General features: G+C 74.3%; 15 protein-coding genes. 6 read left to right on the plus strand and 9 right to left on the minus strand.

Annotated features, from left to right (window positions below):
- Window positions 1-361 precede the first annotated feature (361 nt).
- Window positions 362-1,126 carry a calcium-binding protein gene (locus P2H44_RS10975; RefSeq protein ID WP_275763564.1) on the plus strand — a complete coding sequence of 255 codons (765 nt, stop codon included), beginning with the start codon at window positions 362-364 and terminating at the stop codon, window positions 1,124-1,126.
- A 275-nt stretch (window positions 1,127-1,401) separates the two neighbouring features.
- Window positions 1,402-2,223 (plus strand): SDR family NAD(P)-dependent oxidoreductase, encoded by an 822-nt coding sequence (locus tag P2H44_RS10980; protein WP_275763565.1) that lies wholly within the window; start codon window positions 1,402-1,404, stop codon window positions 2,221-2,223.
- Between the two features lie 19 nt (window positions 2,224-2,242).
- Here P2H44_RS10980 and P2H44_RS10985 read toward each other — a convergent pair whose 3' ends face one another.
- The 4 genes from P2H44_RS10985 to P2H44_RS11000 form a co-directional block, all read right to left on the minus strand.
- A complete protein-coding gene (locus P2H44_RS10985; protein WP_275763566.1) occupies window positions 2,243-3,028 on the minus strand; it encodes a DUF2189 domain-containing protein in 786 nt (261 codons plus the stop codon).
- Window positions 3,029-3,424: 396 nt separating this feature from the next.
- Window positions 3,425-4,123 (minus strand): SCO family protein, encoded by a 699-nt coding sequence (locus P2H44_RS10990; protein WP_275763567.1) that lies wholly within the window; start codon window positions 4,121-4,123, stop codon window positions 3,425-3,427.
- Window positions 4,120-4,710 carry a hypothetical protein gene (locus P2H44_RS10995; RefSeq protein ID WP_275763568.1) on the minus strand — a complete coding sequence of 197 codons (591 nt, stop codon included), beginning with the start codon at window positions 4,708-4,710 and terminating at the stop codon, window positions 4,120-4,122. Before P2H44_RS10995 ends, P2H44_RS10990 begins: the two co-directional genes overlap by 4 nt.
- A 5-nt stretch (window positions 4,711-4,715) precedes the next feature.
- Window positions 4,716-5,243, minus strand: coding sequence for a hypothetical protein (locus P2H44_RS11000; RefSeq protein ID WP_275763569.1), 528 nt, complete (start codon window positions 5,241-5,243; stop codon window positions 4,716-4,718).
- Between the two features lie 191 nt (window positions 5,244-5,434).
- Here P2H44_RS11000 and P2H44_RS11005 point away from each other — a divergent pair, with 191 nt between their 5' ends.
- A complete protein-coding gene (locus P2H44_RS11005; RefSeq protein ID WP_275763570.1) occupies window positions 5,435-5,884 on the plus strand; it encodes a PaaI family thioesterase in 450 nt (149 codons plus the stop codon).
- Window positions 5,885-5,901: 17 nt separating this feature from the next.
- Here P2H44_RS11005 and P2H44_RS11010 read toward each other — a convergent pair whose 3' ends face one another.
- The 4 genes from P2H44_RS11010 to P2H44_RS11025 all read right to left on the minus strand — a co-directional run bounded on the left by P2H44_RS11010 (window position 5,902) and on the right by P2H44_RS11025 (window position 10,834).
- Window positions 5,902-6,687 (minus strand): hypothetical protein, encoded by a 786-nt coding sequence (locus P2H44_RS11010; protein WP_275763571.1) that lies wholly within the window; start codon window positions 6,685-6,687, stop codon window positions 5,902-5,904.
- Window positions 6,688-6,867: 180 nt separating this feature from the next.
- The gene (locus tag P2H44_RS11015) at window positions 6,868-7,995 is read right to left on the minus strand and encodes a carboxylate-amine ligase (protein ID WP_275763572.1); all 1,128 of its coding nucleotides are present in this window, start codon (window positions 7,993-7,995) and stop codon (window positions 6,868-6,870) included.
- A gap of 210 nt (window positions 7,996-8,205) precedes the next feature.
- A complete protein-coding gene (locus tag P2H44_RS11020; RefSeq protein ID WP_275763573.1) occupies window positions 8,206-9,885 on the minus strand; it encodes a calcium-binding protein in 1,680 nt (559 codons plus the stop codon).
- A gap of 265 nt (window positions 9,886-10,150) precedes the next feature.
- Window positions 10,151-10,834 (minus strand): DNA-3-methyladenine glycosylase I, encoded by a 684-nt coding sequence (locus tag P2H44_RS11025; RefSeq protein WP_275763574.1) that lies wholly within the window; start codon window positions 10,832-10,834, stop codon window positions 10,151-10,153.
- Between the two features lie 493 nt (window positions 10,835-11,327).
- On the opposite strand from P2H44_RS11025, the gene P2H44_RS11030 reads away from it, so the two are divergent.
- Together P2H44_RS11030 and P2H44_RS11035 are read left to right on the plus strand one after the other, a co-directional pair.
- On the plus strand, window positions 11,328-11,702 hold the full coding sequence (locus P2H44_RS11030) for an Mth938-like domain-containing protein (RefSeq protein WP_275763575.1): 375 nt from the start codon (window positions 11,328-11,330) through the stop codon (window positions 11,700-11,702).
- 301 nt (window positions 11,703-12,003) lie between these two features.
- On the plus strand, window positions 12,004-12,600 hold the full coding sequence (locus P2H44_RS11035; protein WP_275763576.1) for a superoxide dismutase: 597 nt from the start codon (window positions 12,004-12,006) through the stop codon (window positions 12,598-12,600).
- A 122-nt stretch (window positions 12,601-12,722) separates the two neighbouring features.
- Here P2H44_RS11035 and P2H44_RS11040 read toward each other — a convergent pair whose 3' ends face one another.
- A complete protein-coding gene (locus P2H44_RS11040; RefSeq protein ID WP_275763577.1) occupies window positions 12,723-13,298 on the minus strand; it encodes an LOG family protein in 576 nt (191 codons plus the stop codon).
- Between the two features lie 191 nt (window positions 13,299-13,489).
- Here P2H44_RS11040 and P2H44_RS11045 point away from each other — a divergent pair, with 191 nt between their 5' ends.
- Window positions 13,490-14,872: a LysM peptidoglycan-binding domain-containing protein gene (locus tag P2H44_RS11045; protein ID WP_275763578.1), complete on the plus strand. Its 1,383-nt coding sequence runs from the start codon at window positions 13,490-13,492 to the stop codon at window positions 14,870-14,872.
- The last annotated feature ends 19 nt before the right edge of the window (window positions 14,873-14,891 follow it).

Here is a 14,891-nt window from a genome sequence, read left to right on the forward strand (position 1 = left end):
ATCGCGGGCGCAAGCGGGGGGACGGGTCCGCGCGCAAACGCGGGCGGAAGCGAAACAGGCGCCCCCGAAACCGACGGCCGCCGCGCGAGATGATTGACAACGGGCGCGCGAGTTTGCCTAACGGAACATGAACGCGCCGGCGACGGGCCCGGGGAAGGGCCTGCGCGACACGGGCGCACGCGGGGGCCGGCCGGGGCCGGCGCCCGCGGATGGGGGGAGACGCACGACCGCCCGCTTCGACCGGTCCGACCCGGCCGCGCCCGTTCCGGCGCGTCGGCGGCCGGGCGTCGCCGCCCCGCCTCCGCCGCCGGCCGCCGCGCGGCGCGCGGGGGTGCAGCGGAGCCGCGGCGCGGAGGCGAAGATGAACGAGCAGGACCTGCTTCCCGACAGCGTCGACAACGTGATCGCGGCGGCGGCGCCGCGGCCGACCAACGGCGACGACACGCTGACCATGGACACGCCCGGGCGGCTGGACGCCAAGGGCGGGAACGACTTCGTCTCCGGCAGTTCGGGCAAGGACAAGATCCTCGGCGGGGCGGGGAACGACGGGCTTTACGGAAACGACGGCAAGGACGTGGCGAGCGGCGGGGGCGGCGACGACATCGTCTACGGCGGGCAGGGCGACGACGTGGTGAAGGGCGGCGGCGGCGACGACATCCTGTTCGGCGCAGGCCACGGCCTCGCCTTCGCGAACTCGGGCGACGACCGGCTGCTGGGCGGCGGGGGCGACGACCTGATCTTCGGCGGCGACGGGGACGACCTGCTCAAGGGCGGGCGCGGCGGCGACGAGCTGGCCGGCGGCGAGGGCGACGACCGCATGTTCGGGCAGGGCGGCAAGGACCGGCTGACCGCGGGCGCCGGCAAGGACGAGATGACCGGCGGCGGCGGGCGCGACCTGTTCCACTTCTCCGAGCTCGCCTCGGGGCGCAACATCGTGCGCGACTGGAAGGACGGGACCGACCGGTTCGAGATCGACTTCGAGGGCCTGGGCTTCTCCGACCTCGATTTCGCGAAGAAGGGATCGGACGTGAAGGTGACCATCGGAGACACCGGCGTCGCGTTCTTCGTCGACGACGCCCGGCCGGGCGATTTCGACAAGGGCGACTTCCTGTTCTCCGAGGGCTGAGGCCGTCGGGCGGAGCCGGCGGGGCGCAGGCGTCCGCGCCGCGGCTGCGCTCCGTGGAGCGGGCCGCCCTGCGCCCATCGCGAGCGCTTCGGTCGCCGGGCGCGCGCGTCGCGCGGGGGCTCGCTCTCGGCCGACGGGCCGCGGGCGGCGCTCTCTCCCGCCCGCCCGGACCGCGACGCCGCCGCCCTGCTGACAATCGCGGGCGGGCGGGCGATTGTGCGCGGGACCGCCTCGCCGCCCTTCGCCCGTCCCGCGTTCCTTCGGAGCCTCGCCGCATGCCTCGACCCCGACCGCCCTGGCCGCCGCGCCATGCCGTGATCTCCGGCGGCTCGTCGGGCATCGGGCTGGCGATGGCGCAGGCGCTGGCGGCGCAGGGGAGCCGGCTGACGCTGCTCGCCCGCGACCCGGTCCGGCTGGAGGCGGCGGCGGAGGAGATCCGGGCGGCCTCCCCCGCGGCGGCGGTTCTGACGATCCCCTGCGACATGCGCGAGGCCGAGGCGGTCGCCCAGGCCGTGGCGCGGGCGGAGGCGGAGGCGCCGCTCGATTTCGTCGTCGCCTGCGCGGGCGTTGTGAAGGCGGGGACCTTCGAGGCGCTCGACCCGGCGGCGCATCGCGGGTTGATGGAGACGAACTATTTCGGCGTCCTCAACCTGCTGCGCCCAAGCCTCGCGGCGATGCGGGCGCGGGGAGCGGGGCGGTCGCTGATCGTGGGCTCGGCGGCGGGGCTGGCGGGGCTGTGGGGCTACTCGGCCTATGCGCCCACCAAGTTCGCGCTCCGGGGCCTCGCCGAAGCGCTGCGCGCGGAATGCGCGCCCGACGGGGTGCGCGTCTCGATCGCCCATCCGCCGGACGTCGAGACGCCGCAGCTCGCGGCCGAGCGGGCTGAGCGTCCGCCCGAGCTCGCGGCGATCGCGGGAACGGCGAAGGCGCGGTCGGCGGAGGACGTGGCCGCGGCGCTCCTGCGCGGGGCGCGGCGGGGGCGGGCGGACGTGCCCGTGGGCCTTGCGACCTGGGCGCTCCTGCGCCTCGCCCCCGCGGTGCGCCCGGCGCTGGACGTCTGGTTCGACCTGCTCGCGTCGCGGGCGCGCAGGGGCTGACGGGCGCGGCGGGGGAGCCTCAGGTCTCGGGGGCCACGGCGCGCTTGTAGAGGTGCCAGGTGGCGTGGCCCAGCACCGGCAGCGTCACCAGCAGCCCCAGGAAGCCCGCCAGGATCGAGACCATCATCAGCGCCGTCACCGTGATCCCCCAGCCGATCATCGGCGCGGGCGAGGTGGTGACCGCCTTCACCGAGGTGATGATGGCGGTGATGAAGTCGCGGTCCCGCTCCAGCAGCAGGGGGATCGCGACGACCGTCACCGAGAACAGCACCAGCGCCAGGAACCCCCCGACCAGCGTGCCGACGGCGAGGAAGGTCATTCCTTCGGTGGTGGTGAAGACGAGGGCCAGGAACTGCTCGAAGCTGCTGAAGCTCATGTTCTGCATGGTCAGCACCATGATGGTGCGCACCTGGTAGAACCACACGAAGCAGATGAAGAGGGTGACGAAGGCCATCCAGCCGAGCTCGCGCTTGCGCTGCTCGAACACCACGCCCAGCACCGACTGCCAGTCGAGGCTCTGGCCCGCCTGGAGCCTGCGGGAGACGTCGTAGAGCCCCACCGCCACGAAGGGGCCGATCAGCGGGAAGGCGAGCGCGAAGGGCAGCATCAGCCAGGGCGCGTGGGCGAGGTTCAGGAGCGCCCACATGACCCAGCCGCCCAGGAAGTAGACGCCGCCGAAGAACAGGCCGAAGCGGGGCGCGCGCTTGAAGTCCGAGACGCCGGCGCGGAACGCCTCGCCAAGGTCGTCGTAGGTGATCGGCCGCACCTGCGGCATCGGCCGGGGCCGGATCGTCGCCTGGGTCATCGCATCGCCCTCCCTGCGCCTGGCCGCCGTCCCGCGGCCTTGGCCCCGATCATGCCGCAGGGAGGCGGGCGGGGGAAGGAGTCGCGGTCCGTCCCGCTCGCGTCGGAGGCGAGCGTGGGAGCCGCGCGTCGACCCCCGCGCCCGTGGCCCGCGCCCGCCCGCGCGGCGCGGCGGGCGTCGGCGCGTGCGGGGAGGGTCCCTGGCGGGGAGGTTCGGCGCTGTTCCGCGGCCCCTCCCGGCGGCGTCCGCAGGCGTCTTCGCCATGAGGCGGAGCGCGACCGGAGCCGACGGGCGACCCGTCCCACCTGCGCGACGGCCGCCCGGCCGCGCGGGCGGGCGCGACGCACCGGCGCGGCCGTCGACGCGCGGCTTCCGCCTGACGCGGGAGGCGCGGCCTCAGAGGTAGGAGGCGAAGACCTCGGCCATGCGGCGCGGCGAGATGATCGGGGGCAGCAGGGTCAGCACCTTGCCGTCCGGGCCCACGAGGTAGACGAAGCTGCCGTGGGCGTAGACGGGCGAGCCGTCGGGGAGCTCGGCCACCTTCTCCATCTGCACCTGGAACGTGTCGCGGATCGCCTGCAGGTCCTCCTCGGAGCCGGTCAGGCCCACCAGCTTCTCGTGCCACTGGGGCAGGGCCTCGGCCAGCGCCTGGGGCGTGTCGCGGGCGGGGTCGATGGTGACCACCACCGGCGTCACCTCGAGCCCTGCGTCGAGCAGGATGTTGGTGGCCCCCGCGATCCGCGGCAGCACCACCGAGCAGATCGACTGGCAGGAGACGTAGCCGAAGAACAGCGCGTAGGGCTTGCCGGCGAAGTCCGCCTCGGTCACCTCGCGGCCGGTCTGGTCGATCAGGCGGAAGTGCGGCTCGATCTCGAAGGGCAGGGGGGCGGTCTCGGGCATCGCCCCCGCCTCCTCGTCGCGCACCGCGAGGCCGGCCGCGCGCAGCTCGGCCGCCGTCTCCTGCGCCTGCGCGGCCGGGGCGAGCCCCGCGAAGAGCCCCGCCCAGACGCCCACCCAGAGCCCGGCCGCGGCCAGCGCCGTTCCGAGCGCCTTGCCCGACGACGGAGCGCGGCGGGCGGGGGAGGTCTGCGTCATGGGAACCACTCTTCCAGGAACTTGGCGTCGGTCTCGAGCCCCAGCCCCAGCCAGCCGTTCGCCTCGACCAGCGAGGCGACGCGCGGGTCCTTGCGGAACCAGGGGCCGGGCAGGGCCGCGAGCTCGGGATAGCGCGCGTCCCAGGTCTGCGTCCAGCGGTCGGCCTTCACGAAATCGCCGTCCGAGCCCGCCGCGCGGATCAGCTGGATCTGGAAGACGCGGGCGGGGGCCTCCTCGGGGTCGCCCACCATCAGGCCGTCGACCTCCACCGCCTGCCCGCACCAGGGCAGCAGGTCCTGGCCGGCGCCGGTGAACAGGGGCTGGCCGTTCTTGGCCGCCAGCACCAGCGCGCCGTCGGCCCCGCGCAGCAGGCCCAGCTGCCGCCGCCCGGCGCCGCAGTCGGCGGGGCAGTCGCCGGTCAGCGCGCACAGCACGTCGACCACCGTCGCCTCGAACCGCGCCTTCTCCTCGCCGGCGAGGCCCCAGGACTCGGCCTGGCTGCCTTCGGAGAACGGACCCGGATCCTGCGCCAGCGCGGCGGAGGGGTGGAGGAGGCACAGCGCGAGGGCCGCGGACCGCAGGCTCATGGCGCTCACTCCTTCGGCTCGGGGATGGCGAAGGGGGGGACCACGCCGTAGTCCTCGTGGCTGAGGTTCGCGATCCCCTCGTTGGCCACCACCTTCTCGACGATGATGTAGCTGACGCCGTCGCGCCGGTGCAGGACGCCGTCGGCGACCACGCGGTCGGACTGAAGCTCGAGGATCGTGTCGCCACCGGCGACGTCGTCCGAGCCCTCCCATTTCAGGACCATGTAGACCTCGCCGTCGTCGCCCAGCAGGCCCACGGGGATGCCGCCCGCCGCGCACCACATGGCGCAGGTGTGGTGGGCCGAGCCCACCACCGCGTCCTGGCCGCCCATCACGCCCGAGAGGTAGCACCAGGTGTCGATGATCTCCCCCGTCACCTGGATGCGCTCGCCCGAGGCCGCCGCCCGCGCAGGCCCCGCCTGCGCCGCGAGCGCCGCCAGCCCCGTCGCGACGAGCGCCAGCGCCGCGCGGCCCCGGCGGGCCGGCCGTTCCCGGCCGAGCGGCCGTCCGCCGCGTGTCAGGTCGCCGATCATCGTCCCCTCCCGTCCCTCCCGCGCGCCCCCGGCCGCGTTCGTCGCCGACTCTAGCCCCGTGCCGGGCGCCGTGTCGTCACATCCTTGCGTGCGCCGCGCGATCCGGGATCGCGCGGGGGGCGGGAGACAGCGGCGCGCGGGGGTGATAGCCTCAGCCAACCGGCCGACAGGCAAGCAAATCGGAGGGCGCCATGCCGCCAGAGGGTTTCGCCCCGCATTTCCGCTCCAGCCCCCTGACCGACCCGTGGGAGCCGATCCTGTCGCGCATCGACCCCGGCGAGGCGGTGCGCCTGGGGCTGGAGCTGCGGCCTGCGCATTGCAACGGGCGGGGCTTCGTCCATGGCGGGCTGATCGCGGCGCTGGCGGACAACGCCATGGGCCTGTCCTGCGCGCTGGTCGCCGGCGCGCTCGAGGCGCCCGGCGCGCCGGCGCCCGCCCCGGCGGAGGACGGCGCCCCGCGTCGCGGCTACCTGACGGTGGGGCTGACGGTCGACTACCTCGCCACCGGCCGGCCGGGCCAGTGGTTCGAGGTGCGCCCGCGGGTGATCCGGGTGGGGCGGCGCATGGCCTTCGCCGACGCGCTGATCGAGATCGACGGCAAGCCCGCCGCCCGCGCCTCGGCGAGCTTCCAGTCCGCCTGAGGCGCGGCGGCGGCGGCCTACTCGACGGGCCGCAGGATCCTGCGGGATTCGTAGTCCACCACGAAGTCCGCGGTGAGGTCCGCGCGCCGGCGGCAGTCGCGGGGCAGCCGGCTCTGCGACACCGTGCGCCCGTCGCCGCGCTGGCCGCAGCAGCGCATCAGCTCGTGCGCCTCCTCCGCCCAGGCCTTGAACGCCTCGCCCTGGAACTCGAAGGCGACCTGGCGGTCGGGCTGGTAGGGGTTGGTGAAGGCCACGGTCAACTTCTGCGCGTCGCGCAGCTCGTCGGCGAAGAGGATCGTCGACGACGTGCGCCACAGCCTCGCGTCCTCTTTCTCGCGCGACAGCGCCACGACCGAGTCTAGGTCCATATCCGGCGCCGGCGGGGGCGTGACGCGGTCCATCTCCTGCGGGCTCCAGCGCATGCGGCCGTCGTCGGCGAGGAACAGCGCCTGCAGGCGGCGGGTCTCGCGCGCGCCGTAGAAGACGAAGGCGTCGGCGTCGGCGTCGATCTCGGCCACCAGCAGCGGCTCGCGCAGGGTGAAGCGCGGGTCGGAGCGGGAGGGATACTCGGTCACCGCGCAGATCATCTCCAGCCGCGCGGCGCCGTCGCCGCCCGAGGAGGGCAGCTCGGCGCCGAAGCTGACGGCCATCTGCACCTCCTCGGGCAGCGCCCCGCGGGACTGGGCGAGCGCGGACGGGACGAGCAGGGAGGGGGCGATCAGCGGCGCGGCGAGAAGCGAGAGGAGGACGAGGGCGCGGCGGAGGGAGGGACGGCGGACGAAGGGGGGGCGGGGGGACGGCAAGGCGGTCTCCTGCGGATCGAGGCGGGCGCGGGGCGCGCGAAGAAAAGGGGACGCGCCCCGATGGAACGCACGCCCATGCCGCGCCGTCAATGATCCGTTCATCCCTGCGTCAGGTCGCCCGGGGGGCCGGGCCGTGCGGCCCCGGGCGGCGCACGCAGTCCGTGCCGCGGTCCCGGCCGCTCAGTCCTCCAGGAACTCGGCGATCAGGCCGTCGACCACCGCCGTCAGCGCCTCCCGGTCGTCGGCGCCGTCCTGGCGGGCCTTGGCGTAGGCGGCGCGCTGGCGGGCGGAGGAATCGCCCTCCGCTGCGATCCGGCGGGCGTGCAGAAGCTCGGCCCGGCAGCCCAGCGTCTCGGCGTCGGGCAGGGTCAGCTCCAGGATCTCCTCGACCAGGTCCGCGAAGGGGGCGAGGCGCTGGCGGCCGTGGTCGACCAGCTTCGCGCCCGAGCCGTAGCGCTGCGCCCGCCAGCGGTTCTCGTTCACCAGGGTCGCGGGATAGACCCGCCAGCGCTGGTTGCGGGTGCGCAGGCGCAGCAGGAAGCCCAGCAGCGACTGCCACACCGCCGCCACCGCCGCCGCGTCCCGCACGCGCGAGCACACGTCCGTCACCCGCTGTTCGAGCGTGGGGAACTTGTCCGAGGGGCGCACGTCCCACCAGATCCGCGTCGCGTCCTCGATGCAGCCCGAAGCGACCAGGTGCTCGGTCAGGCGGCGATACTCGGACCACGAGGCCAGCGGATCGGGCAGGCCGGTGCGGGGCAGGGCGTCGAACACCGTCAGCCGGTAGGAGGCGAGGCCGGTGTCCTCCCCCTCCCAGAACGGCGAGGAGCACGACAGCGCCAGCAGGTGGGGCAGGAAATAGGCCGCCTGGTTCATCAGGTCGATGCGCAGGTCGTCGTCCTCGACGCCGACGTGTACGTGGCAGCCGCAGATCAGCATCCGCCGCACCGGGTGTCCCAGGTCCTCCCGCAGGGCGTCGTAGCGGGCCTTGCGGGTGTGGGTCTGCTCGCGCCACTTGGCGAACGGGTGGGTGGAGGCGGCGATGGGGGCGTAGCCGAAGGCCTCCGCCGCCTCCGCCACGCCGCGGCGCAGGGCGGTCAGCTCCTCGATCGCCTCGGGGACGGAGCGGTGGACCGAGGTGCCGACCTCCACCTGGCATTGCAGGTATTCGGGCGTCACCCGGTCGCCGATCTTGTCCGAGCACATCTCGAGAAAGCCGGGATCGGGCGAGCGCACCAGGTCGCGCGTCTCGCGGTCGACGACGAGGTACTCCTCCTCGATCCCCAGCGTCAGGCTCGGACGGTCCATGGCGCGCCTCCCTCCCGGTTCGTTCCCCCAAGGTCCGACCCTGCCCGGCGCAGGGGCGCGGAGCAATGGGCGGGGGCCGCAACGACGAACGGCGCGCGCTCCGGCAGGGGAGCGCGCGCCGCGATGGGGTTCGACGGACCGGGGGGGCGGAGCGCCGCCCCCGGCCGTCGTCGGCCCCCGCCCGTGCAGGACGGGCGGGGGCCAGCGTCGTCAGAGCACGAACCAGCCCTCGACCGCCGAGGCGTCGCCCGCGACCTCGATCGCGAAGTCGGCCGCGCCGTCGCCGTCCACGTCGCCCTCGATCCGCTGGGCGCCGTCGAGGTGGACGGCCCGCAGCTCGCCGGCCGCGCCGCTGAAGGCGGCGTAACCCAGGAACGCGAAGGCGTCGTCCTCGGGCGTCGAGGCGTCGGCGTCCATCGGGTCGAGCCGGATCCGGTCGCCCTCGGCCGCCGAGAAGTCGAGGATCGTGTCGACCGGCGCCTTGGCGGCGCGGAACACGAAGTCGTCCGCGCCCTCGCCCCCGGTCAGCTCGTTCGCGCCGCGCCCGCCGCTCAGCCGGTCGTCGCCGTCGCCGCCGTCCATGACGTCGTCGCCGAAGCCGCCGCCCATGCGGTCGTCGCCCGCGCCGCCGAACATGCGGTCGGCGCCCTGGCCGTAGACCAGCCGGTCGTCGCCCACGCCGCCGCGCATCACGTCGTCGCCGTCGCCGCCGTCGAGCAGGTCGTCGCCGCGCTGGCCCTTGAGGAGGTCCTCGCCGTCGCCGCCTTCCAGCGTGTCGTCCGCGCCATGGCCCAGGATGGTGTCGTCGCCGCCCCAGCCGGCCAGCAGGTCGCTGTCCGGGCCGCCCTCGATCAGCTCGTCCTCGTCGCCGGGGGCGTCGATCTCGAAGGCGCCCACGTTCTCGTGCAGGGCGTAGATGACCGCGCGGGCGTCCTCGACGGCCTGGGCCCAGTCGTTCACGCCGGCGCTGTCGGCCGCGACCGTCTCGAAGCTCAGCCCGTCGGCCGAGAGGGCGATGTACTCGTCCGTCCAGGCGCGGCCGGAGCCCACGTCGTTGATGCCGTCGCCGTTCTTGTCATAGCCCCAGACCAGGTCGAACAGCGAGCGCTGCACGGCCTCGAGGTCCGAGGGGTCGCCGTCGATGTCCTGGAACCACTGGATCCACTTGCCGCCGTAGGCCGCCTCGCGGTCGTAGTCGAAGGCCTCGCCCCCGTCCTCGAGGAAGCTGTAGAAGGTGGTGACCGGCGCCGGCCCCGTGTCGTCGAAGTCGTTGATCCCCATCAGCGTATGGGCGGTCAGCACCTCGTCGAGGCCCACCGGCACGAACTTCGAGAACGTGCCCGCCAGCAGCCCGGTGGGGTTCCAGCCCGCGGCCATCAGGTCGACGATCGCGTGAGGCAGGACGCCGTCGGCGTTGGCCTGGGCCTCGGTCCAGCTCATCGCGCCGCCGGCGGTCATGATCAGGTCGTAGAGGGCCATGCACTCGCGCGGGGAGTCGATCAGGACCCCGTCCACCGCGATCCGGCCCGAGGCGTCGGCGGTGATCTCCGTGCCCCCCTCGATCTTGGCCAGCGCCTCCTCGAGGGCGGCCTCCTTCACCGAGTCGGGGGAGCGGATGATGTTGGCCCGCTCGAGCTCCACCTCCTGAACGCTGTCGAGCAGCTCGGCCGGAACCTCCCAGTCGTCCTCGCCGGCGTCGACGAGGTGGATCGGGAACAGGTCGCCGGTCTCGGCGTCGAGCCCGACAGGGACGACCTGACCGTTCTCGTCGAGCACCGGCTCGCCGTTCCCGCCGCCGTCGCTGGGATCGAGGTCGCGGACCAGGACCCAGAGGTCGCCGTAAAGGTCGCCACCGCCGCCGCCGCCGCTGCCGCCACCGGAATGTGCCATGATCGAAATCCTCCAGACGGTCCCCCGTCGCTTGGGGGACTCGGTTTCGTTTCAAAGGCAGTCTGATCATCGGCGGCGCGCCGGCCTTGATATATATCAAAACCAGAATGCTTTTCGCCGCACCGTCGCGCCGGGCGCTCCCCGCGCCACACGCGGACGCGCGGCCCGGGCCCCCGCCGGCGCGGGACCAGCGTCCCGCGCCGCCGAAGGCGCGGGACGGCTGCGACGGTCGCGACGTCCTTCGGTCGCGGTCCCGAGCGCCCCCTCAGGCGGGCTTCGGGCCGACGGTCAGCGCCAGGACCTTGGAGATCTGCATCATCGGCCGCCCGCTTTCGGAGTGCCAGATGTCGAAGGCGGTCTGGATCGCGCGCAGCGCCTTCTTCGAGGTGGCGGGGCCTTCGATCACGCCTTCGCGCTGCAGGGCCGCGACCACGTCGTCCGACAGCACGAAGCCGTCGATCCCCCGCCAGCGCAGCAGGTACATGCCGGTCAGCCCGCCCAGGCGCGAGCCGCGGGTCTTGAGCAGGTCCAGCAGGCCCACGTAGTCGGTCCGGGGCCAGTCGGCGAAGACGTGGCCCGCGGGCTTCTTGCGCTCCTCGGACAGCTCGCACAGGAAGGCCGCGTTCTCGCGCAGGCTTTCCATGCGCATGCGGTTGCGGATCAGGTCCTTGTTGGCGGCGAGGTCGTCGAGCGCCTCGTCGGACAGCATCCGGATCTTCCAGGGGTCGAAGCCGTCGAAGGCGGCCTCGAAGGCGGGCCACTTGGCGTCCACGACCTTCCAGTTGAACCCGGCCGAGAACACCCGCTTGCCCATGTCCGACAGCCACTGGCTGTCCGAGACCGCATGCAGCGCCTCGGGCGTGGCGGGCCGGGGCAGCTCCGATTCCACCGCCGCATGTCCGCCCTTGCGCGCGCGCGCCATCTCCCACAGGTCCTTGAACGGGGTCACGGCCGCCTCCCTTCGCCTTGCGTCGGGGCCGCATCCCCCGACCGCCTTCACCAAGCCCCGCCGCTGCGCCCCCTGTCCACCCAGAATCGCCTGCCGCCCGCCCCGAGGGCCGGCGCGCCGCCTGCGGCCCTCGCGAAGCGCCTGTTCTCCGGAGCCGTCTCTCGCTGATGCCGTAAAGAGCGACTCGGCGGGAGGGGTCAGGGATCGCGAAGCGACCCCGCGCAAGCGGGGCTTGTCCTTGACCCCTCCCGTCGAGTCGCTCAGGCATCTTCAGCGAGAGACGGATCCGGAGGACAGGCGCGGCCCCTGTTCTTTGGTGAGTCAGGAGCGTCCCGCCCCCTCCCGGCAAGGGCCCCCCAGGCGGTCCTCCCGCGCGAAGCGCCCCCCGAGAGGAGCCCCGCTCCGGCGAGGCTCCCCCCCCGGTTCGACATGGCGCCCCATCCCCGGTATCGTCCGCCCTTGCCCGCCCCTCCCCGCGCCGGAGACCGCCCCCATGCGCATGATCGAGATCGACTACGAGGCCCGCCCCCCCATCGACGCCTACGGCGGCGGCGGCTTCCGCATCGCGGGGGAGAAGCGGCTGGGCTCGCTCCTGCACCTGCCCTCGGGCCTCGCGGCCTGGTCGGTGGCGGCCCCGGCCGAGACCACGCCCGAGGCCTTCGCCGCGGTGCTGGCCGAGGCGGGCGAGATCGACGTGGTGCTGATCGGCATGGGCCCCGACATCGCCCCCCTGCCGCGCGCCGCGCGGGAGGCGTTCGAGGCGGCCGCGCTGGGCTACGAGACCATGTCCACCGCCGCCGCCTGCCGCACCTTCAACGTGCTGCTGGCCGAGGATCGCCGCGTCGCGGCCGCGCTGATCGCGGTCTGAGCTCCCGCCCGAGCGTCCGCCCGGCGCGGCTGCTGGCGAACGACCATGCGCCCGTCCTCCAGCCCGCCCTTGCGCCTACCTTCGCGCCCGTCGTCGCGGCGCCGCGGCACGAAGCGCGCTTCCATCTTGCAGGACGCCCTTTAAGGCCTGCCGGTCGGGGGCTATGTGTGGTGTCGAGCGGAAACCGACGCGCCCTTTCCGGGCGCGGAGCCGCTCTCAGAAACGCCGGGCGGCCCCCGCCGCCCACCGGGGCGCACGCGCGTCTCCGGCATTCGACGCGAGATACGACCGGGAGCTTTCCATGGCCTTCGAACTTCCCCCGCTGCCCTACGCCCACGACGCGCTGGCCGACGCCGGCATGTCGAAGGAGACGCTGGAGTTCCACCACGACATCCACCACAAGGCCTATGTCGACAACGGCAACAACCTGATCAAGGACACCGAGTGGGCCGACAAGTCGGTCGAGGAGATCGTGAAGGGCACCTACCAGTCCGGCGCGGTCGCCCAGTCGGGGATCTTCAACAACGCCTCCCAGCACTGGAACCACACCGAGTTCTGGCAGATGATGGCGCCGAAGATGGCGATGCCCTCCGAGGTCGAGAAGGCCCTCAAGGAGGCCTTCGGCTCGGTCGACGACTTCAAGAAGGAGTTCTCCGCCGCCGGCGCCGGCCAGTTCGGCTCGGGCTGGGCGTGGCTGGTCAAGGACAAGGACGGCTCGCTGAAGGTCACCAAGACCGAAAACGGCGTGAACCCGCTGTGCTTCGGCCAGACCGCGCTGCTGGGCTGCGACGTGTGGGAGCATTCCTACTACATCGACTTCCGCAACAAGCGCCCGGTCTACCTCCAGAACTTCCTGGATAACCTGGTGAACTGGGAATACGTGGCCGCCAAGCTCTGAGGCGCCGACCCGGTCCGGGCCCTCGGGCCCGCAAGCGAAGGCCTCGCCCCCCGGGCGGGGCCTTTCGCGCGTCCGGGCTCCGACGTCCCGGCCCGGAGCCGGGACGCGCGGTGCGGGTGGCGTCAGCCCTCCGCCAGCGCCTCCAGCCGCGCGAGCAGGGCGGTGGCGTCGGGCACGGTCTCGTAGAGGTCGAGGAAGCTCTCGCCCGCCATGCCCTCGGCCACCACATGCTCGATCAGCGCCAGCAGCGGATCCCAGTAGCCCTCGGTGTTCAGCAGCAGCACCGGCTTGTCGTGCAGGCCGAGCTGGCGCCAGGTCAGCGCCTCGAACAGCTCGTCCAGCGTGCCGGCGCCGCCGGGAAGGGCGACCACGGCGTCGGAGTTCATCAGCATCACCTTCTTGCGCTCGTGCATGGTCTCGGTGACCACGTAGGAGGTCAGCTCGCGCCGCCCGACCTCCAGCGCCTCGAGGTGGCGGGGGATCACGCCGAAGGTCTGGCCGCCGGCCTCGCCGGCCGCGCGCGCGACCTCGCCCATCAGGCCCACGTCGCCCGCCCCGTAGACCAGCCGAATGCCCCGCGCGGCCAGTCCCCGGCCCACCGCCTCGGCCGCGGCGCGATAGCTCTCGCGCGCCCCGTGGCGGGAGCCGCAGTAGACGCAGACGCTGTAGGGATGGGCGCGGGCGGCGGAGGCGGTCATGGGAGCTCCTTTCGAAGATCGCGGGGCGAGGCGTCGCGATGGGGCGTCGGCGGGCGGCGCGGCGGATGGCTGCGCGCGGGCCCGGCGCCATGAAACGGACATGAATTGCGCGGGGGCGCGTCGGGAGGCATGCTAATGGGAGGGAAAGCGAGGCGGGGCAAGGGAAAACGATGGCCGAATCGAGGGCCCCGATGCGGATCGCGACCGTCGTCGCCGCGCTGGCGCTCGGCGCGGGCGCGCTGGCGCTGACCGGCTGGATCGGCCCGAAGGGACCCTCCGCGCCCGGAGGCGGGCCCGACGCCTCGCCCGGCGCCGCCCCCGTGGCGGCGATCCCGGGCCGGCCGCCCGCGACGACGCCCGGCGCCTCCGCGCCCGAGACCCCCGCACCCGAAGCCGCCCCCGCCGCCGACGCCGATGCGCCCTCCGCGCCGGAGGCCGGGACGAGCGTGGCCGAGGCGGCCTCCCCCGACGCGCCCCGCTTCGACGTGGTGCGGGTCGAGCCCGACGGCGCCGCCCTGGTCGCCGGCCGCGCCGCGCCGGGCGCGACGGTCGAGGCGCGGCTGAACGGCGCCGTGATCGGCGAGGCCGTCGCCGACGCCACGGGCCAGTTCGTGCTCTTCGCCGAGACCGCGCCCCGGGCCGAGACCCAGGCGGGGCCCGAGGCCGCCCCCGCGGCCGTGGCGCAGGAGCTGACGCTCGCCGCCCGCCTGCCGGGGCGGCCCGAGACGCTCTCGGCCGACAGCGTCCTGATCCTGCCCGCCGCGGCCGCGCCGGGCGCGACCATCGCCTCGGTCGCGCCGCTGGAGGCGCCGCAGGCGGGCGCGCCGCGCCCCGGCGCCCCCGCCGCGCCCGGTCCCGCGCCGCCCCCCGCTCCGACCCGGACGGAGGCCCCCGCCGAGGGCGAGTTCGCCGACGCGCCCGCGGCTGGAACCCCGGACGCGTCGCAGGCGCCGCAGATCGCCGAAGCCTCGGCCGAACCCGCCGGGCAGGGCGACGCGGCGGGTGAGGCGACGCAGCAGGCCGCGGCGCTGGAACCCGCGCCGCCGGTGCTGCTCAAGACCTCCTCGACCGGCGAGGTCTCGGTCCTCGATCCCGAGCGGCTGGGGCCGGCGCGGGGCGTCACGCTCGACGCGCTGACCTATACCGAGCGGGGCGACGTGCACCTGGCCGGGCGCGGAGCGGCGGGGCGCACGGCGCGCATCTACGCCGACGACCGCCACCAGGCGGACGCCGCCGTGGGCGAGGACGGCGCCTGGCGCATCACCCTCGCCGGCCTGCGGCGGCCGGGACATTACACGCTCAGGGTCGACGAGGTCGACGAGCGGGGCCGCGTCGCCAGCCGCATCGAATCCCCCTTCCTGCGCGAGCCGCCCGAGGCGCTGGCCGCCCAGCCGGGGCAGGTGGTGGTCCAGCCGGGCCACAGCCTGTGGGCCATCGCGCAGGCGCGCTATGGAAGCGGGACGCGCTACGCCCTAATCTATGGGGCGAACCGGGACCGCATCCGCGACCCCGACCTGATCTATCCCGGCCAGGTCTTCGACCTGCCCTCGGGAGAGACGCCGCCGCCCCGCTAGAGCCTGCGCGCCGAGGCGG

The sequence above is a fragment of the Albimonas marina genome (assembly GCF_029223255.1).
Classification (GTDB): domain Bacteria; phylum Pseudomonadota; class Alphaproteobacteria; order Rhodobacterales; family Rhodobacteraceae; genus Albimonas.

Coding starts and splice junctions, on each gene's coding strand:
- P2H44_RS10975 (WP_275763564.1), top strand. CDS start 362: ATGAACGAGCAGGACCTGCTTCCCGACAGCGTCGACAACGTGATCGCG.
- P2H44_RS10980 (WP_275763565.1), top strand. CDS start 1,402: ATGCCTCGACCCCGACCGCCCTGGCCGCCGCGCCATGCCGTGATCTCC.
- P2H44_RS10985 (WP_275763566.1), bottom strand. CDS start 3,028: ATGACCCAGGCGACGATCCGGCCCCGGCCGATGCCGCAGGTGCGGCCG.
- P2H44_RS10990 (WP_275763567.1), bottom strand. CDS start 4,123: ATGACGCAGACCTCCCCCGCCCGCCGCGCTCCGTCGTCGGGCAAGGCG.
- P2H44_RS10995 (WP_275763568.1), bottom strand. CDS start 4,710: ATGAGCCTGCGGTCCGCGGCCCTCGCGCTGTGCCTCCTCCACCCCTCC.
- P2H44_RS11000 (WP_275763569.1), bottom strand. CDS start 5,243: ATGATCGGCGACCTGACACGCGGCGGACGGCCGCTCGGCCGGGAACGG.
- P2H44_RS11005 (WP_275763570.1), top strand. CDS start 5,435: ATGCCGCCAGAGGGTTTCGCCCCGCATTTCCGCTCCAGCCCCCTGACC.
- P2H44_RS11015 (WP_275763572.1), bottom strand. CDS start 7,995: ATGGACCGTCCGAGCCTGACGCTGGGGATCGAGGAGGAGTACCTCGTC.
- P2H44_RS11020 (WP_275763573.1), bottom strand. CDS start 9,885: ATGGCACATTCCGGTGGCGGCAGCGGCGGCGGCGGCGGTGGCGACCTT.
- P2H44_RS11030 (WP_275763575.1), top strand. CDS start 11,328: ATGCGCATGATCGAGATCGACTACGAGGCCCGCCCCCCCATCGACGCC.
- P2H44_RS11035 (WP_275763576.1), top strand. CDS start 12,004: ATGGCCTTCGAACTTCCCCCGCTGCCCTACGCCCACGACGCGCTGGCC.
- P2H44_RS11040 (WP_275763577.1), bottom strand. CDS start 13,298: ATGACCGCCTCCGCCGCCCGCGCCCATCCCTACAGCGTCTGCGTCTAC.
- P2H44_RS11045 (WP_275763578.1), top strand. CDS start 13,490: ATGCGGATCGCGACCGTCGTCGCCGCGCTGGCGCTCGGCGCGGGCGCG.